The 21,122-nt window shown below is 57.2% G+C and carries 18 protein-coding genes and 1 pseudogene; 13 read left to right on the top strand and 6 right to left on the bottom strand.

Annotation, left to right across the window (positions count from 1 at the left end; genetic code table 11):
- Positions 1–350 precede the first annotated feature (350 nt).
- From LAC81_RS30230 to LAC81_RS30215, 4 genes and pseudogenes are all read right to left on the bottom strand, one after another.
- Complete coding sequence (locus LAC81_RS30230; RefSeq protein ID WP_223728349.1) at positions 351–929, bottom strand: hypothetical protein; 579 nt, start codon at positions 927–929, stop codon at positions 351–353.
- 424 nt (positions 930–1,353) lie between these two features.
- Positions 1,354–2,289: a hypothetical protein gene (locus tag LAC81_RS30225; protein ID WP_223728348.1), complete on the bottom strand. Its 936-nt coding sequence runs from the start codon at positions 2,287–2,289 to the stop codon at positions 1,354–1,356.
- Between the two features lies 1 nt (position 2,290).
- Positions 2,291–4,072: a zinc dependent phospholipase C family protein gene (locus LAC81_RS30220; protein ID WP_223728347.1), complete on the bottom strand. Its 1,782-nt coding sequence runs from the start codon at positions 4,070–4,072 to the stop codon at positions 2,291–2,293.
- A 177-nt stretch (positions 4,073–4,249) separates the two neighbouring features.
- A pseudogene (locus tag LAC81_RS30215) lies at positions 4,250–4,597 on the bottom strand (DUF1194 domain-containing protein); the annotation flags it as partial.
- A gap of 426 nt (positions 4,598–5,023) precedes the next feature.
- Here LAC81_RS30215 and LAC81_RS30210 point away from each other — a divergent pair.
- Positions 5,024–5,794 carry an alpha/beta fold hydrolase gene (locus LAC81_RS30210; protein ID WP_223728346.1) on the top strand — a complete coding sequence of 257 codons (771 nt, stop codon included), beginning with the start codon at positions 5,024–5,026 and terminating at the stop codon, positions 5,792–5,794.
- Between the two features lie 107 nt (positions 5,795–5,901).
- Here LAC81_RS30210 and LAC81_RS30205 read toward each other — a convergent pair whose 3' ends face one another.
- Positions 5,902–6,690, bottom strand: coding sequence for an AraC family transcriptional regulator (locus LAC81_RS30205; protein ID WP_223728345.1), 789 nt, complete (start codon positions 6,688–6,690; stop codon positions 5,902–5,904).
- 95 nt (positions 6,691–6,785) lie between these two features.
- Here LAC81_RS30205 and LAC81_RS30200 point away from each other — a divergent pair, with 95 nt between their 5' ends.
- The 12 genes from LAC81_RS30200 (at position 6,786) to LAC81_RS30145 (ending at position 20,318) form a co-directional block, all read left to right on the top strand.
- Positions 6,786–7,973, top strand: coding sequence for an MFS transporter (locus LAC81_RS30200; RefSeq protein ID WP_223728344.1), 1,188 nt, complete (start codon positions 6,786–6,788; stop codon positions 7,971–7,973).
- A gap of 574 nt (positions 7,974–8,547) precedes the next feature.
- A complete protein-coding gene (locus tag LAC81_RS30195; protein ID WP_223728343.1) occupies positions 8,548–9,882 on the top strand; it encodes an epoxide hydrolase family protein in 1,335 nt (444 codons plus the stop codon).
- A 956-nt stretch (positions 9,883–10,838) separates the two neighbouring features.
- Positions 10,839–11,642: a DeoR/GlpR family DNA-binding transcription regulator gene (locus tag LAC81_RS30190; protein ID WP_223730361.1), complete on the top strand. Its 804-nt coding sequence runs from the start codon at positions 10,839–10,841 to the stop codon at positions 11,640–11,642.
- Positions 11,643–11,693: 51 nt separating this feature from the next.
- Positions 11,694–13,259, top strand: a complete 1,566-nt coding sequence (locus tag LAC81_RS30185; protein WP_223728342.1) for an ABC transporter substrate-binding protein — start codon at positions 11,694–11,696, stop codon at positions 13,257–13,259.
- Positions 13,260–13,318: 59 nt separating this feature from the next.
- Positions 13,319–14,266 (top strand): ABC transporter ATP-binding protein, encoded by a 948-nt coding sequence (locus tag LAC81_RS30180; protein ID WP_223728341.1) that lies wholly within the window; start codon positions 13,319–13,321, stop codon positions 14,264–14,266.
- On the top strand, positions 14,263–15,270 hold the full coding sequence (locus LAC81_RS30175; RefSeq protein WP_223728340.1) for an oligopeptide/dipeptide ABC transporter ATP-binding protein: 1,008 nt from the start codon (positions 14,263–14,265) through the stop codon (positions 15,268–15,270). Before LAC81_RS30180 ends, LAC81_RS30175 begins: the two co-directional genes overlap by 4 nt.
- Complete coding sequence (locus LAC81_RS30170; protein WP_223728339.1) at positions 15,270–16,187, top strand: ABC transporter permease; 918 nt, start codon at positions 15,270–15,272, stop codon at positions 16,185–16,187. The genes LAC81_RS30175 and LAC81_RS30170 overlap by 1 nt, the downstream gene beginning before the upstream one ends.
- Before the next feature lies 1 nt (position 16,188).
- Positions 16,189–17,055 (top strand): ABC transporter permease, encoded by an 867-nt coding sequence (locus LAC81_RS30165; protein ID WP_223728338.1) that lies wholly within the window; start codon positions 16,189–16,191, stop codon positions 17,053–17,055.
- Between the two features lie 14 nt (positions 17,056–17,069).
- Positions 17,070–17,870 (top strand): glycerophosphodiester phosphodiesterase, encoded by an 801-nt coding sequence (locus tag LAC81_RS30160; RefSeq protein ID WP_223728337.1) that lies wholly within the window; start codon positions 17,070–17,072, stop codon positions 17,868–17,870.
- Positions 17,863–18,681 carry an inositol monophosphatase family protein gene (locus LAC81_RS30155; protein ID WP_223728336.1) on the top strand — a complete coding sequence of 273 codons (819 nt, stop codon included), beginning with the start codon at positions 17,863–17,865 and terminating at the stop codon, positions 18,679–18,681. The genes LAC81_RS30160 and LAC81_RS30155 overlap by 8 nt, the downstream gene beginning before the upstream one ends.
- 105 nt (positions 18,682–18,786) lie before the next feature.
- Positions 18,787–19,353: an NUDIX hydrolase gene (locus tag LAC81_RS30150; RefSeq protein WP_223728335.1), complete on the top strand. Its 567-nt coding sequence runs from the start codon at positions 18,787–18,789 to the stop codon at positions 19,351–19,353.
- Positions 19,344–20,318: a DUF4432 family protein gene (locus tag LAC81_RS30145; protein ID WP_223728334.1), complete on the top strand. Its 975-nt coding sequence runs from the start codon at positions 19,344–19,346 to the stop codon at positions 20,316–20,318. The genes LAC81_RS30150 and LAC81_RS30145 overlap by 10 nt, the downstream gene beginning before the upstream one ends.
- Positions 20,319–20,623: 305 nt before the next feature.
- Here LAC81_RS30145 and LAC81_RS30140 read toward each other — a convergent pair whose 3' ends face one another.
- The gene (locus tag LAC81_RS30140) at positions 20,624–21,073 is read right to left on the bottom strand and encodes a MarR family winged helix-turn-helix transcriptional regulator (RefSeq protein WP_223728333.1); all 450 of its coding nucleotides are present in this window, start codon (positions 21,071–21,073) and stop codon (positions 20,624–20,626) included.
- Between the last annotated feature and the right edge of the window lie 49 nt (positions 21,074–21,122).

Raw genomic sequence — 21,122 nt, 5'->3', positions numbered from 1 at the left:
GCTCTCTCATTCAAGTCCGCGGGAGGCGGGTGATAGTGACACTTCCCCACGTGGTCGCGCCAAGCGTCTGTGACCTGCCTTCTCCCCCATCGATCTTGAGCTGGCCGTCTGCTGACACGCTGATGGCAATTGCTTTCGTGTCGAATGCTGCCTCCTTGTTGGCGCCCTCATTGACGCACTCCACGTGGACGTCGAATACCTGCCTGGTCATCTAGTTCTTTCCCGTGGTCGCGATGTTTTCCGCAACCTACAGCAGTGCAACCAAAATGGAACTAGCCGATCGGCGTTTCCAGCTCGGTAACTCCACGAGAGTGAGGTGCGCTAGCAATCGCTTTGAAAGGCAATACCGATCAGATACCGGGCTTTGCGCTGAACTCAGCTCCCAACGTAGCGTCGATCATTGACCGAGCATCGAGCACGGACACTCCCGAGCTGACGAGCTCGCGAAAACGATCTCTCATGCGGATATGGTCTTCGGGATATTTACGAAGGGCATCAGGAAGCCGGTTTCCGCTACGGATGGGTTCGCGTCCGGATCCATCGTGCGTCTCCACCCACTCTATTGCCGGGTCCGGAATGAAGACGAACTGCGGCGGCGCCTCGACCAGTTGTGGGGTCAGGCAACGCCAGCCTCCGTTACGCTCGACAACTGAGTGGAGAATGAGATCGGATCCATGGATTATCCATCCGCAGACATGACGTGTCAGGTGCTCGGGATCCCGGGCGACATATTTGGCACAATTGACATGGCAGCCATAAGGGATCATGCCGATGCTCAGCAGATATTGCTTGGAGGGACGGGTCACGACAACTCGAGGCAAGGTGAGAACCTCCGCTAGCGTACTTGCCTCCCATTCGGTAGTGGGGAACGCCATTTCCTCCGAAAGCCGAATTACACGGTCCGCTAGGGTCTCGTCTGTCATGGTCATTGTGTCTTTCGTGCAGTGCTATAACGGTGTTTGATGCAGATCATCAGACACGGAATAGTCTTCGAGGTAAGCGGCTTGTAGCCCGCATGTCCGCTGTGATCAGTGCTCCGAGTCATACACGGGCCATCAACGATATCACCCGGCATATCGACGAGATGCCAAATCGGTGGGCTAAGGGGAAGCAGGCCACGCGGCGCTGTGACGACATCATATCGCTCGCCGATACTCAAGGCATTGGGCGGGTCGCGGAGGGCGTACAGAACGCGATCACATCTTGCAGTATGACTGCGTCGTCTCGGCTATCGACTCGCTGCTGGAAGCCTCACTCGTGCCTTCGATGCGTCGATAGCGAAATGGTGGGCCACCAAAAAGGCTTTTGTTGCCCACCATTTTATGGGTGCTCAGATCGAACGAGAGCGCCAATTTAGAGTTCCAAGATCCGAACATGGTAGTCAGAGTACTGTCCGCCGCCGCCGTCTTCGAATTCCAGCTTCATGGATCGATCACCGCCCTCCATGGTGATGCGGCAATAGGGAGGCTCGGTACTCAACCGCGTTCCGAGGGGGCTAAGCAGTGCGAAAACAAGCTCCCCTGCCGGAAGGAGCCGCTTGTCCGGGAGTAGCGTGTCTTTCGGAGGAGTCGACCCGAGGAGGGACGGGTACCACTTTTCGATACCGCCGTTGGCAAGCATGCGTCCGAAGCCGGCATCCAGCCCTGCCTGAGCATGGGTGAACACAAGTTCGATATATGCTTCCTGGGCAAGGAGTATCTGATTTCCGTTCAGGCTGAATGTCTGATGCGGCTTGCAGCAGCCAATCGCCTTGCTCATCCGGAGTGGATTAATTGCAAGCTTTTGGCCTGACTTGGCTCCGCTGACTAAATCGTAGCTCGGCTTGTCCATCGGGCATCGAAGTATGTCAGATGCAATGCCATACACATGCGTTATCTGCTCGATGTTCGTAAATGGCGGCAGGTTGGTTGGATGAGCGATCTGCGAGAAGAGGACGTCAGCCGTCACCAGCGCACTGCCAATCTGGCCCATGACCGTTCCGGCAGGGATGATGTTTGATCCAGGGACGCGATAGGTACCAGTTCTCCCATCGATGCCCCAGAAGACGATTGTGAGCTGGCAATCCGTGCTGTTGGTGTCCCCCCTGTTGGATATTAGGCACTCGATTTTCAGCCCGACGGGAGAAGTGCTGGCAATTCGCATACTGCTTGTCGGGCCGAATGGAGTCTTTTCGATGAGCGCTGCCCCTGAGTTGATTGAGGGAATGTTCTCAGGATTGGCCAGGGAGAGGCTGGCACCGTAGTTGATCGGGTTCTCTTCGTTCATCCGGTAGTATCTGTAGACAGTCATCTCACCAATCTCCAAATTTAAAGTCGGAATACTGCTGCCACTTGTCGGATGTCTTCGTGGATTCCCATGTTGGCCAGATGTAACCTCTGTCGCCGTCGAGGTTGATGTTCTTCAGGCCCGCTGCGCCGTTGCTCCGGAAATATCGGATCAGTTCGAGTGATGCCGCCACCGCGCTGGGGAGCGGCACGTCTAGGTTGGGAGCTTGCTGAGGGACGCCGTTGATAGGGTTAAAGCGCGCGCCGCTCTCGTAGAGGGCATCAACGCCATCATAGAGGTCCGCATCGAATAGCAGCCTCGATAGTGCTTCGTCGCCAGCGCTGGGGTCGCCACTCTTAAGTATGGCTCTGATCTTGTCGGGGAAACGCGGGACGGGCCGCTCGTATGGCCGCTCTTTCGGAAGGGTTGGATTGAAGACGAAGGGATGAACGAGATGGTATGTCTGGTCGCCGTTGGTGTAGTGGGCAAAACCGAATGCCTCCAGGTAGATATTCCAATCCCTGTCTGACGGATTGACGATGGCGGAGAAATGCCTCTGGACCTGTTCCGGCTCCGGATGGATGAAGGCGGCCAGGGCGAGGCCACTCCGGATATCCCTGTAGGCTTCATAGAGGGCCTTTTCCATCAGCCAGAGCAGATATCTCGCAGGCGCCGTCCCCAGTCTCGCTACTATCGCCTGCGGCAGCGTCGCAATCTTGATGACGAGTTCGGACAGCCATAGAACCGACCGTACTATGCCTGAAATCAAAGACTTCCACTGCCCGAGGTTTGTGGGGTCAGATATGCTTGGAAGCCCCTTGGTCGGGCGCTTGTCCCACGTGTCCTGTAGCTGGTCTCTCACCCACTCCGGTAGGTCATACCAGTCAAAATCTTCCGGGGGAGGCATGTTGACCCCGCCCAAAGTCGAGGAGGAACGCAGATACCTGTAATACAGGCGATACATGTTGTTGATGCTGTCGCGGTCGGGAAGCCCGTTCTTCAGGTTGAATTCCGAATAGTTCTTGTTGATTGCATTGCTTATGAGATCGATCAGGTCCTCCGGCATGTCGGGGAGCAGGGTCGGCGATGATGGCTTCTCCATCTCGATTAGCTTGTGGGCATGAGAATCGGATACCCTCTGTCCCCGATACTTGTTCCAATAGTGGGTGTCCTGCGCCTTTTCGATTAGGCCGTGTCTCCTCCATTGCGTCCGACAAGGTCCGCCAACGATCATGTTCACGAGCGGGTGTCCGGATGCGTCTCCGCCCACATGCGTCAGATAGCCGAGCGTGTAGGCTTCGAGCCGCGGGTTGCCTCTGGAGTGATCCCAAAGCGATCGGCTGAAATCGACTGTGCGGCGTTGGTGGGCGAGATCCGCTAGCCACCAGTCATTCACCTTCGAGACGCTGGCATCCTTTGAGATTGGCGGCGTGAATTCCTCAAAGAGATCCACCCCCTTGGACAGGAACGTCACGACAAGAGAATTTATGATTACTTCGAACCGTTTGGCGATCCCCTCAATTTCACCGGTCAACCCGCCACTTATCCAGTCTGTAACGCTGGAGCGGAACGCTGACGCTGTTTTATAGATGTCTACCACTTCTTCGAGTTGGTCATATAGCTTAAAAGTGAAGCCAGCGAGTTTGCCTGCGAGTGACCAATCCTGCTCGAAGAAATAGAAATAATCCGGGCCGACTGATCCCCAGTAAGAATATTCTTTATGCTGCCTCGCAATATCTGCTACCTTTTGAGGAAGCTGATTTATTACTTCATCCAATATAAGAAAATGCGTGAAAACTGATGGCATCTTGATGTCCCCCTCGACGACATGCTTTGGAAATATGCACGGACAGAATGCCTTTTGCAACTATCGAGAGAAGAATATTCTATAGAGTTCTGAGGCGATGCTCATCGACGGGAACTCATGTTTCGCAAAGGACGCTCAAGATCCTCAATTGGGAGCCAGCCGTAGGAACGCCTACTGTCGTCGCGTGCTGATCGGGCGGGCTTCAAGCTTGGCGGCGAAGGCTTCGGCATCATTGGCGTCTTCAATCACCTGCCAGGTGACGACCGACGACTCGTTCACCTGCCCCGCCCATTCAAAATAGCCAATGGCAATGCGTCCCAGATATCCGCCTTTGACAGCGTTGATAAAGTCCGGGTGTCGAAGCGCTTCCAGATAGCCAAGGCGCTGTACGCGCGCCTCCCCCGTGTCCATCGAGCCCGATGTGTCGACCGCTAGCACAAGTTCCAAATCGACGTCCGGAGGCGCTGAGACGGCCCGCAACGGATATGCGACGAGAGCAAGGATCAGCACCAGCACGCGAAACATCGCATCCCCCACGGTGTCCTTGCCGCAGGATACCACAGGTCGGAGATGGTGCATTAGCTTGCGCGACGAAGCTCGGCATCTGGAAGCGCAAGCTGGCACCCAATGGCGTGGCGATCTTCGGCGGTCGAGCGGAGTTCGAGCGGCGCCGCAAGGGTCTGATCTCAAGGGTCGAATGGAACGGAATCTCAGGAGACTGCACCGGTTCGTCAGCTTCGGCGATCGGCCGCGGTTCCACACAAAAATCCGAATAGCCGAAATTTGTACGCCAATGTATCTGGACGCGCATCGACTACAAAACCTGACAAAAAACAGGATGAAGGCGGTCATTGAACATGCCTGCTTCTCTGGACATTGCCACGCAGGTCTGGGACCATCAGTTCGTTATCGTCATAAATAACATGACACAATTAACTCGAAAGGCATCCCATGATTTCCCGCTTGTTCTCCGCTGCGGCACTCGCAGCTGTCGTCACTGCTTCAACTGGCTGGTCCGCGGCCCTCGCCGCGGATATCAAAAACGTTGTCATCGTTCACGGCGCATTTGCCGATGGTTCCGGCTGGCGCAAGGTGTCCGACATTCTCTCCTCGAAAGGCTTCAATGTCACAATCGTCCAACAGCCACTGACGTCGCTGAAAGACGACGTCGCAGCAACTCGCCGCGTTCTGGCCTTGCAAGACGGCCCGGCCTTGCTCGTCGGCCATAGCTATGGTGGCATGGTCATTTCCGATGCAGGTAACGACAAGAATGTCGCGGGCCTGGTTTACGTCGCTGCGTTTCAACCGGAGAAGGGCGAGAGCCTTGTCAGCCTTGCACAAAGCAAGCCCGATCCGAATATGAAGCCTGGCTTTGTTAAAGCGACCTCCGATGGATACTTCTACCTAGACCCGAACGCGTTTTCTGAGGCCTTTGCCGCAGATCTGCCGCAAGAAGATTCCTCGTTTATCGCGCGGTCACAGGTTTTCGCGAGCAAGGCGAGCTTTACCACCAAGGCTGGCGAGCCTGCGTGGAAAACTAAACCAAGTTGGTCGGTTATCGCGACGAAAGACAGATCGATCAATCCGGAACTCGAAAGGGACATGGCCAAGCGCGCCGGCAGCACGGTTTCCGAACTCGACGCGAGCCACGCTGTTTACGTATCGAAGGCTGCTGAAGTCGCCGACGTTATCCTGACGGCCGCAGAAGCAGTCTCGAAATAACACCTACACGACGTTCGGGGCGAGCTTCACATTCCGCCCCGGGGTCGGTGGCTCGCATCCGATCGGAGAACGCAACGAAAGTGACAATCGATTGCGTTCCCACCGCGTTACCGCGCGGTTTCCGCCAGGTAGCGGGCAGGAGATTTTCCGAGAGTCTTTTTAAACATATTGATGAAGGCGCTAACGGACTCGTATCCGAGGCCCTCAGCAATGTTCTGAACACTCTTGCCGGAGTACAGCCACTGCAAAGCGACAATTATTTGCAGTTGCTGCCGCCACCGACCAAACGTCATCCCGGTTTCTTCCAAGACGATACGCGTTAAGGTCCGTTCACTCATCGCCGCGTGCGCAGCCCAGTCTTTGGCTGTGCGCCGATCTCCAGGATTCCTAACCAGTTCATCGGCTAGCCTCCGTATGCGAATGTTGTTCGAGATGGGAAAGTACAACTCCTCGACACTCATCTCGCTGAGCTCCTCCAGCATAACGCAAACGAGGCGATCTGTGGATTGGCCACGCTCGTAATATTTCGGCAACGAGGACAATCGGACAATGAGCTCGCGCAGCAGTGGTGTGATGGAGAGGGTGCAGCAGTTCTTCGGCAGTCCCGCGGCATCTGGTTCAACGCACAAAAGCAACAAGTCGGTGCCGCCGCTGACACGCATACTGTGAGGAGTACCACCCGGAATCCAAACGCCACATTGAGGTGGCACCATCCAAAGTCCCGTCGGCACCTCGCATATCACACTGCCTCGGAGGGCGGCGACGAGTTGCCCCTTCCTGTGAAAGTGCATTTCAGGGTCTCGATCATCTACCGGAACGTGAGCGCGCAGTGCAATCGCGGACTGCATTATCCGATCAAGATCATTGTTTGCCCTCAGGTAGGCCAGAACCGACATTCTTCTATGACCGTTTCTCGATATTTTCTGACATATTATCGAAATTCACCACCGACACAACTTGCTAGCGTGCAGGCATCAACAGGAGAATTTTGATGACTGCATTGGATACAACCCCTCGACGTTCGAACATCAACGCGTTTGCTCTGGTGGGCATCATGATGATCGCAGCCTGTTTGCGGGCTCCGTTCACAAGCATGGCTCCATTGCTGGAGCAACTAAAACTCGTCTTCGAGCTTAATGCCTTACAAGCCGGTCTATTGATCACTTTGCCCCTGATTTGCTTCGCGATCGTTTCACCGATTGCCGCCAGCATCGGGAGGAGCCTGGGACTTGAGCGCACCTTGTTGATGGCGCTAGTCCTCATCGCGGTTGGGATCTGCGTCCGGTCCACTGGACATGTTGTTATGCTCTATGTCGGCACCGCCGTTGTCGGAAGCGGCATTGCCGTCGGAAACGTGCTCCTACCAAGCTTCCTGAAGCGCGATTTTCCCAGCAAGGTTGGCCCGCTGACGGCTACTTACGTCCTCGCGATGGGCGTAACGGCCGCCGCGGCATCTGCACTTGCGGTCCCGCTCTCGCACCTGTCGGGTAACGACTGGCGATACGTCGCTGCAATCACAGTGATCTTACCAATACTGGCATCACTCGCATGGTTCCCTCAGTCTGGAAGGCGAGCTGAACAAGTTACGACCGCAACGAGACGCAAAAACGGGGCATCAGTTTGGCGGTCTCCTGTCGCATGGCAGGTCACTGGATTTCTCGGTTTGGATTGCCTCCTTTATTATGTTGGTGTCAGTTGGCTGCCGGAAATCCTCCGCGACGCAGGCTTTTCGGCCGAACAGGCCGGAACGATGCACGGCGTACTTCTTCTCGCGACAGCAATCCCGGGCCTTGTACTGATTCCACTTATCACCCGACTGAAGGACCAGCGCGGGCTCGCCTGCGGTCTAGCACTGAGCATCACATCTGGATTGCTCGGTCTGTTGATCGCGCCGGGGTTGGCCGTGATTTGGATCCTGCTCTTTGGCTTCGGCGCAGGAGGCGGGCTCATACTGGCGCTCGCTTTTCTCAGTTTGCGCACGCGAAACGCCTCCGACGCGGCAACGCTTTCCGGCATGGCCCAATGCATCGGTTACCTTCTGGCCGCAGCCGGCCCACCCCTGATCGGAGGACTCCATGAAGCTCTTGGAAGCTGGGGGCTGCCGCTCGTCTTATGTATCGTGGCGAGTGGCTTCATGGCTCTGGTTGGCATCGCGGCCGGAAAGAACCGACAACTGTGAGGCCGTAGACCATCAGAAACGGTCCGCGACCTTACGGTTTCGGACCGTGCTCCAGCATCAGAATAGAAAGCAAGGCGACTGCTACATCCTCTCGGGACGCCGCGGGTCAAAGAATAATCATTCTCTCCAACTCTTATGTCCGGACCGGATAGGGAGCCGTCGGCACTGAAGCGCCAGTTTTGAAGGCTGTCTATTTAACGCCGTACCATCAGTATCCGACTATCGTGACCCACAACTTCGTGTTCAGAGCCGGTAGGATCACTGCCTTCTATTCTGCGGCCCCACGTTTGTCACTGCGAACGTGAGGAACGACGCGCGACAAAGCGGACAACAAGCTATGGACCCGTTCCCGCCCCCCCCAAACGAAGTTGAACAATTGTCCGTCTCGCGCGAGACCGAGTCCGCGACTTATCAGTCACATGATGTACGGCGTCCGCTAGCTCCCTACCCCCCGCGCAACCTATACGCTCTGTTACATTTCCGACCAACCGAGAAACACAGCGGATACCTCAAGCGATCAGGTTTCCCCCGTCGACGGACGTCACGACAGCGACGAGAACATAGGAAGTGTTTCATGACCAAATCAGAAAAGGTTAATACTCGCAGCAGGACAGCGGACAGGATCATAGCAGTGGCACTCGGCTCAATGCTGTTCCTGCCGGCTGGCTATGTACTGTCTGCAAATGCCGCTGACGCAAACTCTACGGTTGCGGCAAGTGCGACAACGGACGAGAGCATTCGTCCCTTCGAGTTCCACGTCCCGCAAGCTCAGCTCGACGACCTGCGTCGGCGCATCGCCGAGACCCGGTGGCCCGACAAGGAGACCGTCAATGACGACTCTCAGGGCATCCAACTGGCTCGCGTTCAGGAATTGGTTCGCTATTGGGGGACCGACTACGATTGGCGGAAAGCCGAAGCGGAACTCAATGCTCTGCCGCAGTTTATTACAAACATCGACGGCGTCGACATTCAGTTCATCCACGTCAAATCGCGCCACCCGAATGCCTTGCCGCTCCTACTGACGCACGGCTGGCCGGGGTCCATGTTTGAATTCATCAAGACCATCGGACCTCTGACCGACCCTACATCATACGGCGGCAGCGCAGATGACGCGTTCGACGTGATCATTCCGTCGATCCCCGGACACGGCTTTTCCGGAAAACCGACCGAACTGGGCTGGGGGCCTGATCGGACTGCCAAAGCGTGGGATGTTCTGATGAAGCGCCTCGGCTACAAGAACTACGTCTCGCAGGGCGGGGACCACGGCTCGGTCATCTCCGACGCGTTAGCCCGTCAAGCGCCAGAGGGCCTGCGCGCCATCCATTTGAACATGCCTGCGACCATTCCCAGCAATCTGCTGAAACCCATCAACAGCGGCGAGCCGGCGCCTGCGGAACTCACTGCGCCTGAACGAGAAGCGTATCAATCGCTGAGCAGCTTCTTCGGCCGTAACGCTGCCTACGGCGCTATGATGGTTACGCGACCCCAGACGATCGGCTTCCCTCTTGCAGATTCGCCATCGGGGCTTGCCGCCTGGATTTACGAGAAGCTCGCCCAGTGGAGCGATAGCGATGGCAATCCGGAGCGAGTATTCACAAAGGACGAGATGTTGAATGACATCACGTTGTATTGGTTGACCAACACCGGAGCTTCAGCATCTCGTTTCTATTGGGAGAACAACAACAATAACTTTAGTGCTGATGCGCAAAAGACCAGAGACATCAAGGTACCTGTGGCCATCTCAGTATTTCCGAAGGAAATCTACCGTGCGCCCGAAAGCTGGAGCGAGCAAGCTTATCCATCTCTCTACTACTACAACCAGGTGGAGAAGGGTGGCCACTTCGCGGCTTGGGAACAGCCCCAGTTATTTGCAGAAGAGCTGCGTGCGGCATTTAAGTCCGTACGATGACCTAGCTTAGCGATAGATGCGGCCCTTTCACAAGGGGCCGCACTCATATTTCGACAGGCGGAAGTATTCGCCGACAGGCAGCCGCCATGGACGGAACTGGGTGGGCGACAAGCCGAACTGCTGTTTGCATCAGGTCTACGGGGCAGCCGAAACCAGGCAAATCCCCCCCTAAATACCTAAAGAATTTGTTCCTCGTACACGTAACCGGACAGTTTTACGGGCCATTTGCGGTGACGAGAATCTGCTCCTAAAGCGCCACGCCTTCCCTCCATACGGATCGCCGACAAAGCTCTCAACGCAAAAGACTATGTTCTCCTCATCCACGCCGTCGTGCCCGCCAACGTCAAAGCCACGTTTATGCATGAATAGTGGATTGTCGTTGCAAAGTCCTATGCCATGGGCGACGCAGGCGTTCTGCCGTTCAAAGTAGCGCAACGGGAAAACGTTCATACATTCAGCAATTTCGCGATACGTGCCCCTTGTCGGAACACGACTTTATCGCGCACTTGCCGGAACGCGGCCTCGTACAGCGGGAATTGGTCGTCCGACGGAGATCGCCCGCAATCCACTTGCCTGAAATGTCGACCGACGCATGAGGCACTATGGCAGCGAGGACGCCAGCCAGGCTTTTTCGTTGGGCAAATGGCAAAGCTAGGGTCCACCCATTCAGCTTGCGTAGGAACCGACACAGGCTTTCGGTCGCGTCGGCTTTCACGCCCGGATCACTACGGACCCGGCCCCTGGATATCGAGGCCCGTCACAACGGTCGATCATACGTACTTATGGCCCGAGTGAGTTATTCTGAAGCAGTGATCGATTTCGATCACACGCTATGTTTTTTGCGCGACGCAGTACAGAATTGACGCATTGCACAAACATATTTGTTCGCAAAAGGCCCGTTTTCCGTCATATGACTGTCATCTAGTGACGATAGATATCGATCACGCGTGATCGAAATGCTTCATATCCGACAAAGGAAACGTGACGTGTTGACACAAGCTGAAGACCGCCAGGCCAAGATCGTGGAGATGTTGCGAGAGCATAACTTCATCGACATCCGCACCCTGACCGAGCGGTTTGACATCTCTGTCGCGACCGTTCGCCGTGACCTTGGTGAACTCGAGGAGGCTGGATTGCTCCGCCGGACGCATGGCGGTGCCGTCGGCATCAATCAGGTGGCGCAGGACAAGACGAATGCTGCCCGCTCCGTCTGGAACCTGCAAGAGAAGGTCGCGATCGCCAACGCCGTATCGAGTATGATCGTAGATGGCGATACCGTGCTTCTCGACGCCGGCACCACAGCGCTGGAAGTTGCGAAGAAGCTGGCTGGGCGTAAAAACCTCACCATCATTTCGAACGGTCTCGATATCGTTGCGGAACTGACTCGCGACGGGCAGCACAGCGTCTACTCGGTCGGTGGCGAATACACCGACACAAACCATTCCTTCCGTGGCCCGCTGGCGGAGCAGTTCATTCGGCAATTCAACGTCGACAAGCTAATCCTCAACGCGGCATCGATCGACGTCGATCGGGGGTTGGTCTGCACCGTAGAGCCTGTGAACGCGAGTATCGCGAAAGTCATGATGGAAGTGTCGCGACGGGTCATCGTCGTGGCTGATCATTCGAAGTTCACAAAGTCCAGCCTGTCCGTGGTCGCGAGAATCGAAGACGTCGGCCTAATCGTTACTGACCGCGGCACGAGATCCATCATCGATGCGGCCCCAGAGAAGCTGCGCAAGAAGTTCGTCATCGCGAACTGAATCGGATCCCCCTTATCCATCAACAGCATCTTGCCAAGCAGGAGACATTAGATGCTTACGACCAGCCGTAGAAATTTCATCATCGGAGCGAGCGTCGCGGCGCTCGCAACGACGACAAGCATGAAGTTCGCGTTCGCACAGGAACGCCGCACGCTCAAGATTGGCGTGAACGGCCTGCCGGCTACGCTGGAGCCGATAAACGCCATCAGCAACGTCGGCCCTCGCATCGTCAACCAGATTTTCGACACGCTGATCGCGCGCGACTTCTTCGGTAATGGCGCGCCGGGAAACGGAATCGGCCTGGTGCCTGCGCTTGCCGAAAGCTGGGAACGTATCGACGGCAATTCGGTGCGCTTCAAGCTGCGGCAGAAAGTGATGTTCCACAACGGCGTCGAAATGACTGCGGACGACGTCGCCTACACATTCTCCTCGGAGCGACTTTGGGGGCCTGACGCGATCAAGACAATCCCGCTCGGCGCGGCCTACTCGCTCGATTTCGATGAACCCATTGTCGAAGACAAGTACACGGTGGTGCTGCGTACCAAGACTCCCAGCCACCTGACTGAAAACTATGTGGCATCTTGGATGGGCCGCATCGTTCCAAAGGACCACTATAAGAGCCTTGGAGCCGTCGGCTTCGGCAACAAGCCGATCGGAACGGGGCCGTACAAGTTTGTTGAGGCAATCGCCGGTGATCGCGTGGTCGTCGAAGCGAACGACGACTACTGGGGTGTCAAGCCGACAGCTTCGAAAATTACATATCAGCTCGTCGCGGAGCCAGCCACTCGCGTGGCCGGCCTGATCAGCGGTGAGTACGATATCGTCACGACGCTGACACCGGACGACATGGAACTCGTGAACGGTTACTCCGACCTGGAAACACGTGGAAATGTTGTCGAGAACTTCCACATGTTCACGTTCAACATGAACCAGCCAGTCTTCAAATCGAAAACCCTGCGACGTGCGCTGTCCCTCGCAGTCAATCGTCCGGTGATGGTCGAATCCCTTTGGAAAAACAAGGCGTCGATCCCGCACGGCTTCAATTTTCCGAACTATGGCAAGACCTTCGATCCGGATCGACCTGCCATGGAATACAACATTGAGGAAGCCAAGCGCCTGGTGAAGGAAAGCGGCTACGACGGCTCGCCTATCACCTACCATACGATGGGCAACTACTACGCCAACGCCGTGCCAGCCTTGATGATGATGATCGAGATGTGGAAGCAGATCGGCGTCAATGTCGTGCCAAAGGTCTATGCGCCGGGCGCGGCTCCGAAGGACCCGGACAGCTACATCAGGAACTGGTCCAATGGTCAGTGGCTGACGGACGCCTGGGCGACGATGGTCTGCGAGTTCGGCCCCAGGGGGCAAGTGCAGAAGCGGTGGGGATGGAAAGCCCCTGCAGAATTCAACGAGCTGTGCGTGAAGGTCTCGCAACTGCCCGACGGCAAGGAGCGCTTCGACGCCTACAACCGCATGCGGGACATCTTCGAGGAGGAAGCACCCGCCGTCATCCTATACCAGCCGTTCGATGTCTACGCCGCTCGCAAGGATGTCCATTGGCAGCCGATCGGCTTCGAGATGATGGAATTCCGTAACAACCTCAGCTTCTCCTAACGACATTCCAGCGCGTAGGCGGTGCGCATTCGTGCGCACCGTCTTCCGGAGTTAACCCTATGCCAAAGCTCTTGAGCGTTCGCGACCTTGTCGTCGAGGTCCCCGCACGGAAGATAAAAATCATAGATGGAATCAGCTTCTCCCTTGAGGCCGGACAAACGCTCGGTCTGGTGGGCGAATCCGGCTGTGGCAAGAGTATGACGTGCTATGCGGTCGCCAACATGCTTCCGCGCGGGATCATGCAAACAAGCGGGAGCATCGAGTTAGCGCGCGACGAGACCAAGCCCGGCAAAGCCGCCGATCTGAAAATCGCAATGATCTTCCAGGATCCTACCAGCAGTCTCAACCCGGTCCACACGATCGGTTATTACTTGGAGTCCGCCCTCTACCGTCATCAGGGCCTCAAGGGCGGCGATGCCCAGTTCGAGGCCATGAGGCTTCTTGAACGGGTTGGCATCGACCGCGCCAAGAGCCGCCTGCGCTCCTACCCACACCAATTCTCGGGTGGCATGAACCAGCGCGTGATGATCGCGCACGCCCTCGCGGCGAAGCCACAGTTGTTGATCGCCGACGAGCCCACGACGGCGCTGGACGTGACGATGCAGGCGCAGATCCTTCATCTGCTAGAAGAATTGATGGCAGAAACCGGGATGGCCCTAATGATCGTATCCCACGATCTTGGCGTCATCGCCCGCCTGGCGAACAGGGCAGCCGTCATGTATTGCGGCAAGATCGTCGAGACCGCACCCGTGGCGGAGCTGCTTCAGCGTCCGGCTCACCCTTACGCCCGTGCTCTGATCGACTGCATGCCGAGCATAGATCCGCAAGACCTTGCCCCCCCGACCCCTATCCCCGGATCCGTGCCGCTTCTCGACAACCTTCCTGAGGGCTGTCACTTTCATCCGCGCTGTTTGCGCGGAAGCGGAGAATGTGCCGCTAGCATTCCGACACCCGCCAAGATTGGCCCTGTCCACGAGGCTTCCTGTTTCCATCCGGTGCTCGCATGAACGCACCCCTGCTTCAAACCCGTGATCTTACCAAGGCATTTCGTCACAAGGTCGGCCTCTTCGCCAAGTCCACCAGCCAGCTTGCGACCGACTCCATCAGTTTCGAACTGTCTCAGCGGGAGAGGATCGGCGTCGTCGGCGAGTCGGGAAGCGGCAAGTCGACCCTTGGGCGACTTCTTCTTGGATTAACCACGCCCACAACGGGCGATGTGTGGTTCGAGGGCGTCAACCACAAGGACCGTCGCGCACAGGACTGGGCGAGGTTCCGCGTTCGAACCTCCCTGGTTCAACAAAACCCATTGTCGGCCCTTAATCCGCAGATGACGATCGGACAACAGGTCGCTGAAGGATTGCTGGTCCATGATATCGCTGGTCGCGCGGAAGCCTATGAGCGGGCCGCCGCGATGCTCACACGGACTGGCTTGCCGAGCGCAATGATGAACCGGTATCCGCATCAGATGTCGGGTGGCCAACGGCAGCGCGTCGTCATCGCCCGCGCTCTCGTCCTTAACCCGAAGCTCGTCGTCTTCGACGAGGCCGTGTCCGCTCTCGATGTATCCGTGCAAGCCCAGGTCGTCGCGCTTCTGCGATCGCTCTGGCAGGAACTCGATCTCGCTTACATTTTCATCACGCACGACCTGCGCATCGTCCGGCATCTCGTCGACCGCATCGCCGTGATGTATCTCGGCCGCATCGTCGAGACCGGAGACATCAAATCCGTCTACGAACATCCGCGACATCCATATACGCGCGCGCTGCTTGCCTCGGTGCCGACCATGGATCCAACGGTCCGCAATATCGAGCCGCCGATCAAAGGAGAGCTGGACGCTGGAAAGGTGACGCAAGGTTGCGCATTCCGGTCACGCTGTCCGTTCGCGATTGACCGATGTGCGATCGAGACGCCGAGCCTCACCACCGTCGGCAATCAGCAGGCAGCTTGTCACCGGGCCGAGGAAGTTTCTGCACATATGGACGCAACAATGGCGCAGAAGGAAACGGCATGATGACTGGGTTCATCCTTGCCCGCATAGTCCGGGCGCTCGTGGTGCTTGCATTCACGGTCACACTCGTCTTCATCATTCTACGTTTGAGCGGCGATCCAGCCCAACAAATGCTCTCGGACAATGCGGGACCGGAGGCGCTTGCCGCGTTCAACGCCAAGTGGGGCCTCGACCGTTCGCTCCCGGAGCAATATTTGCTCTTCGTCTCCAATGCACTTCGAGGTGATTTCGGTATCTCGTTCGCCGATGGACGGGAAGTTTTTGACGTTGTCGGCGAAAGGATCCCGAAGACACTTGCCTTGACTGTGCCGGCCTTCGTTCTGAGCATTGTTATCGGGATTCCGGCCGGAATCCTTGCCGCTGTTCGGCGCGATTCTACGATCGACAAGGGCGTCATGGCCGGGGCCGTGCTCGGATACAGCGTGCCGAACTTTCTGCTCGGCCTCGTCTTCGTATTTATGTTTGCCGTCTGGCTGCGGGTGCTGCCAAGCTCCGGCAGTTCCACCTGGAAGCATGCGATTCTGCCGGTCGCGACTTTCGCGCTGTTCAATGCAGCCGCAATAGCCCGTTTCATGCGATCGACCCTGATCGATGTTCTGGGGCAACCTTACATCGCGGCCGCGCGTGGTGACGGCATCCCGAATTGGGAGATCATCCTTCGTCATGCTCTTCCGAACGCTGCGATCCCGATGGTGACTACCCTCGGCTTCGTCGCCGGCGGCTTGATGGGCGGCGCCGCGCTGATTGAGCCTGTGTTTTCCTGGCCCGGGCTTGGGAGCGGGTTCGTCAGCGCCACCAGCACCGGGGACCTGCCCGTCGTGCAGGCGATGATCATCCTGTTCACCGCCTTCATGGTCATCATCAATCTGACCGTCGACGTGCTCTATGCGGTCGCCAATCCGAAAATCAGGAAGCATTGATATGACGGCCGCGACCTCACCCCGCTCGTTCCGCAACACGATGTGGGCTCCATTCCATCGAATGCCTGCAAGCATCGCACTGTGCTGCCTGTGGATCTGCATTGTCGTCTTTGTCGCCATTACGGCGCAGTGGCTGGCACCATTCGACTATCTCAGCCAGGATCCGCTTTCGCGTTTCGCGCGGCCCCTCGCGTCGTCAAGCCATCTGCTTGGCACGGATTATCTCGGGCGCGACGTTCTCAGCAACCTGCTGGTCGCCACGCAGACGACGCTAATGATCGCGTTGATTGGCTCGTTGATCTGCGCACTGGTCGGAACGACCCTCGGACTTCTGGCCGCACATTTCGGCGGATGGGTAGACAATATCATCATGGGGTTCGCCGACGCGATGGCGTCGATCCCATTCATCGTTATCGCCCTCGGCGTGCTTGCGCTGTTCGGCTCAAGCCCCCTTCTGTTCGTATTCCTCGTCGGTTTTGCGAGCTGGGAACGTTATGCGCGACTGACTCGCGGACTGGTCCTCAGCGCAAAGGAGGAGGGATACGCGGAAGCGGCCCGCGTCGTCGGCGTTCCGCCGATGCGCATCTACCTCCGTCATATGCTGCCCAACATCGCCGGCCCGCTCATCGTACAGTTCACGGTGAACTTCCCAGAAATCATCCTGCTGGAAAGCGGCTTGAGCTTCCTCGGCCTCGGTATCCAGCCGCCGGCGACCAGCCTGGGCCTGATGGTGGCCGACGGCCGGAACTATCTCGCAATTGCATGGTGGCTCGCCGCCTTTCCTGGCGCTGTCATCGTCCTCACGACCCTCTCCATCAGCCTGCTCGGCGACTATCTGCGCGATCGTCTCGACGCACGGCTCCGTTAACAAAGGAAATGCGAATGAACCCGCTCAGAATGACCATTGAGAACATGCGTATCGGCGGCCACCGCGGTCACAGCGCCGGCGCACCGGAAAACACTCTTGCAGCCTTCAGGAAGGCTTTCGAATTCGGCGGTCACCTTACTACCTGCGAGACCGATCTCAGCATCACGAGTGATGGCGAACTGGTTCTGATGCACGACAAGACCGTCGATCGCACGACAAACGGTCATGGCATCGTGCAGAACATGACCTATTCCGAGCTTTCTAAGCTCGACGCCGGAAGCTGGTTCAGCGAGGAATTTGGCGGGGAACGGGTCCCGCTGCTCAAGGATGCTTTGCAACTCGCCCGCGAGCTTGGCATCATCTACCAGCTCGAACTCAAGATATACGACCGTAATGACGTCATCTTTCTGAAGCTCAGGGCGCTCATCGATGAACTGGGGTGCGCCGACTTGCTTCAGTTCTCCTCGTTCGACTACGTCCAGCTCAAGGCGGTCAAAAAAGCGATACCGGAAGTTCCGACCGTCGGCCTGATGCACTCCCGCCTAATCGATCCGGCGGCCATTGCCCGGCAGGCGAATCTCGACGCGATGAATATCGAAGTCTATCATTTTGCCAGCGGCGAGGCCCACCAGCTTCATGACGAGGGCATTGCAGCGTTCTGCTATCTCCCTGCAGGCTATCACGAAAAGCTCATGAAATACGGTGTCGATGTGGAGACACAGGTGCTTCAGTGGGTTCGCGAGGGACAGTTGGACCAACTTCTTGGTGATGATGTTGCGCAGGTGGCGAGACTCAAGGAAGCGGCCAATGATTGAGCGAGATACGATGACAACTGTGGGTCCCGATATCGCTGGCATAATCGAAGGCATCGCCCGCAAGGCGGGCGAGCTGGCGCTCGATCACTTTCGGTCGCTTTCAACCTTGCCAGTTCAAGCGAAAGGCCACCTCGACCTAGTCACCATAGCCGACCAGCAGCTTGAAGAATTCCTGATCGCCAAGTTGCGCGAAGCGTTCCCGGAGGACGGCGTTCTGGGTGAAGAAAGCGGCGAGATTCTTGGCACTTCCGGTCGTATCTGGGTTATCGACCCGATCGACGGAACGTTCAACTTCGTTCGCGGAGGCCAGAACTGGGCCATATCAATAGGCCTTTTCGAGAACAATCGTCCATCATTTGGTGTGATCCACGCGCCCTTGCGGGACCTGACCCTGGTCGGTGGCAAGAGCGTACCGACAATGCTCAATGGCAAACCGATCAGGCCACTGCCCGCACTGGATATGTCGAGAGCATCTACAGGCTTCAGCTTCCACCCGTCCGCATCAACGGAGGACCGACTAGAGGTGATCCGCTTTCTCTCGGACGAACTTCAGATCAGCTTCCGACTTTGCGGTGCCGCGACTCTCTCGCTGGTCGAGGTCGCGATGGGCGAAACGGATGGATATCTGTCGTTGGGAGATTCCACTTGGGATGTGATGGCTGCGCTACCCATTCTCGCCAACCTCGGGGTCTCCGCTACGATCGATTGGGACCGGACCGATCTGTCTTCGAAGCTTCGCTTTGCCTGTGGTAATGCCGATTTCCTTGATAAGGTCCAACCTCTCCTCGCCAGAATCGCCAAGGCCGCCTAGCAGCGACAGGAGCGCAGGCCGCGCTTTGCCCAGTGCAACGTGGCCCTTCCTCCCCTTCCCGGCGAGACGTGATCGGCCGAACATCCCTACAGAGCAGAACTACCCATGTCCTTCACTGAACCTGCGTTTCCCCTCAGGGAACACCAGCCTGTGCTGACGGATCTTCGGCATGGCTCCTTCAAAATCCAGTATGCCGCCATATGCTTCAGACGCGTCGAGGCGCTGCGGGGTTCTATAGAGATTCTGCTCATTACCAGTCGTGATACTGGACGGTGGGTGCTTCCGAAGGGCTGGCCGATGCGAAAGAAGAAACCGCATGAGGTCGCGCGAATTGAGGCGTGGGAAGAGGCCGGCATTTGCGGCCGGGCACAGAAAAAGGTCTGGGGCCACTACGCGTACGCGAAGAAGCTCGACAGCGGCAAACTCGTCCCGGCCAAGGTCCAAGTTTACCTTCTGGATGTCGCGGAGACCACTGATGACTTCCCGGAGCGAGAGCAACGCAAGCGGCGCTGGTTCACTCCACACATGGCAGCGTCCGCCGTTATCGAACCTGAACTGAGGGGGCTCATATCAAAATTGGAAGTACGGGAGCGCAAGCGGGCAACAGTGGCGCCTTTTTGCCAAATGGAATGCCGCCGCGTCTGGTTCAGGAGGAATAACGGATGGATATAGAACTGCAACGGCGGACAGCAGACCTTAGGTCGGTGGCTGACATACGGCTCACATCTCTTGAGGATGGCCCGGGACGCGGCCAACGTCTCTTGATCGCGAGGAATGCGCATGGTGTGGCCTTTGAGGTCGCCGTTGACAAAGGTTTCGACATCGCAGGGTTATCCTTCCGCGGAACCAACATTGGCTGGCATTCCCCCGTGCAGATGGCCTTCCCGACACACGACCCAGGATCCGAGGAAGGATGGGGCTTCCTACGCAACTTCGACGGTTTCATGGTGACTTGCGGATTGGATCATTACAGCCGCCCGCTTGCAGTGGATGTCAGTCACTACCAACATCCGCACGTGACAACCAGAACCATGCCACAGCACGGCCGGATATCGACCGAAAAAGCTCGCCTGCTCGGCTATGGCGTGGATCGGGAAACGCTGGACATCGTATGTGAAGGTAGTGTCAGACAGGCGAGTGTTTTCGGCGAAACCTTGGAATTGCGGCGCAAGATCACCCTCCCTGTCTTCGGGTCCGACCTGACGGTCGAAGACACGGTGATTAACCACGCTTTCCGCCCTAGCGACCACGCATTCATGTATCACCTGAACTTCGGCTACCCATTTTTGGATGACACGCTTGCGATCGGAGGCCTGCCGGATCCGTTCTTGGAGGAGCTTCGGGCAGTGCCCTGCAAACCAAACGACGATTTTGCCCAGAAAGTGGATGTCGTGGATAGCCGCATCACACCTCACGATTCCCGTGTGTCGCTGCGGAACGACCGTTGTGGCGTGACGATTTCTCTTGGCTATAGCCAGGATTCGCTGCCAAAGCTTGCAGTATGGCGAGCATACCAATCTGGCGTGTTCGCGCTGGGCATAGAGCCCCGCACAGACCTTCGCCCCGCGCACGGAACGTTTCTTCAACCAGGTGAGAGCCGATCGTATTCACTAGTGCTTGGCTTTGCATCGATTTAGGTCGTAGCGCCGAAATGCTGCTTCGCTTCGGCGACGATGCCGCTGAAAAGCGTCATTCCATGCTTTGCTGCGTCCGGAGCCTCATGGAATGGCTTGTCTATGGCCCTAATTGATCAACTTTGTCTGAGGCGCTCGCCCCGGACTTTATTCGATGCTGAGATATCTCGCTCGCGGTGATATCCGGCAGTGATGTCCTGCCCCACTGCGAGCACGTTCGCTCAAAAAGCAAATTCGCGAAAGGTCCGCGCACGCCAATCGATATGCGCGAGGCCGCACCCACTTCCTCCTCCAGATGTAAATTGTCCTTACTCCTCGCCCAACGGGGTCTGATGGAATGCCAGCTTGAGCATGGGGTCTGCCGCTGCGAAAAGGAGCTCACGCTCGGATGCGCTTAACGCAGCGGCGATAGCACTTTCAAGCCACGCCCTGCGGACGCGAATATCTTCTATGAGAAGGCGACGTCCCGGCTCGGTCAGCGCGATCGTTACTTGACGTCGGTCAGCCGCGCTACGGGTTCTCGTGATATGGCCGCCCTTCTCCAGGCTCGCCAAAATGCGCGTAAGCGATTGTGGCTGCAGGCGCTCCTCGGCCGCAAGACGTATGGCCGGGATCGGGCCCAGCCTGTTGAGCGTCCCGAGAATACTAAGCGCAGATAACGTCACCGCGCCTTCCGGGCGCTCCGTCCTGAGCCGCCGCGCGAGCGCCTGCACTGCCTGTAAGATCGATAGAACTTCCTTGCGACCGCTTGTCTCCATATGATACGCATAGCGTATTATTTTGCAGTTGACCAGCCATCTGAAAGGC

The organism is Ensifer adhaerens (genome assembly GCF_020035535.1).
Taxonomy (GTDB): Bacteria; Pseudomonadota; Alphaproteobacteria; order Rhizobiales; family Rhizobiaceae; genus Ensifer.
Note: the sequence above shows the minus strand (reverse complement) of the source record. Positions and strands in the feature narration are given on the sequence as shown.

What these genes read in the sequence shown, in the direction of transcription:
- LAC81_RS30230 (WP_223728349.1), bottom strand. Translation starts at nt 929, where the DNA reads ATGACCATGACAGACGAGACCCTAGCGGACCGTGTAATTCGGCTTTCG.
- LAC81_RS30180 (WP_223728341.1), top strand. Translation starts at nt 13,319, where the DNA reads ATGCCAAAGCTCTTGAGCGTTCGCGACCTTGTCGTCGAGGTCCCCGCA.
- LAC81_RS30195 (WP_223728343.1), top strand. Translation starts at nt 8,548, where the DNA reads ATGACCAAATCAGAAAAGGTTAATACTCGCAGCAGGACAGCGGACAGG.
- LAC81_RS30175 (WP_223728340.1), top strand. Translation starts at nt 14,263, where the DNA reads ATGAACGCACCCCTGCTTCAAACCCGTGATCTTACCAAGGCATTTCGT.
- LAC81_RS30210 (WP_223728346.1), top strand. Translation starts at nt 5,024, where the DNA reads ATGATTTCCCGCTTGTTCTCCGCTGCGGCACTCGCAGCTGTCGTCACT.
- LAC81_RS30160 (WP_223728337.1), top strand. Translation starts at nt 17,070, where the DNA reads ATGAACCCGCTCAGAATGACCATTGAGAACATGCGTATCGGCGGCCAC.
- LAC81_RS30220 (WP_223728347.1), bottom strand. Translation starts at nt 4,072, where the DNA reads ATGCCATCAGTTTTCACGCATTTTCTTATATTGGATGAAGTAATAAAT.
- LAC81_RS30185 (WP_223728342.1), top strand. Translation starts at nt 11,694, where the DNA reads ATGCTTACGACCAGCCGTAGAAATTTCATCATCGGAGCGAGCGTCGCG.
- LAC81_RS30140 (WP_223728333.1), bottom strand. Translation starts at nt 21,073, where the DNA reads ATGGAGACAAGCGGTCGCAAGGAAGTTCTATCGATCTTACAGGCAGTG.
- LAC81_RS30145 (WP_223728334.1), top strand. Translation starts at nt 19,344, where the DNA reads ATGGATATAGAACTGCAACGGCGGACAGCAGACCTTAGGTCGGTGGCT.
- LAC81_RS30190 (WP_223730361.1), top strand. Translation starts at nt 10,839, where the DNA reads ATGCTTCATATCCGACAAAGGAAACGTGACGTGTTGACACAAGCTGAA.
- LAC81_RS30155 (WP_223728336.1), top strand. Translation starts at nt 17,863, where the DNA reads ATGATTGAGCGAGATACGATGACAACTGTGGGTCCCGATATCGCTGGC.
- LAC81_RS30165 (WP_223728338.1), top strand. Translation starts at nt 16,189, where the DNA reads ATGACGGCCGCGACCTCACCCCGCTCGTTCCGCAACACGATGTGGGCT.
- LAC81_RS30205 (WP_223728345.1), bottom strand. Translation starts at nt 6,690, where the DNA reads ATGTCGGTTCTGGCCTACCTGAGGGCAAACAATGATCTTGATCGGATA.
- LAC81_RS30150 (WP_223728335.1), top strand. Translation starts at nt 18,787, where the DNA reads ATGTCCTTCACTGAACCTGCGTTTCCCCTCAGGGAACACCAGCCTGTG.
- LAC81_RS30200 (WP_223728344.1), top strand. Translation starts at nt 6,786, where the DNA reads ATGACTGCATTGGATACAACCCCTCGACGTTCGAACATCAACGCGTTT.
- LAC81_RS30170 (WP_223728339.1), top strand. Translation starts at nt 15,270, where the DNA reads ATGACTGGGTTCATCCTTGCCCGCATAGTCCGGGCGCTCGTGGTGCTT.
- LAC81_RS30225 (WP_223728348.1), bottom strand. Translation starts at nt 2,289, where the DNA reads ATGACTGTCTACAGATACTACCGGATGAACGAAGAGAACCCGATCAAC.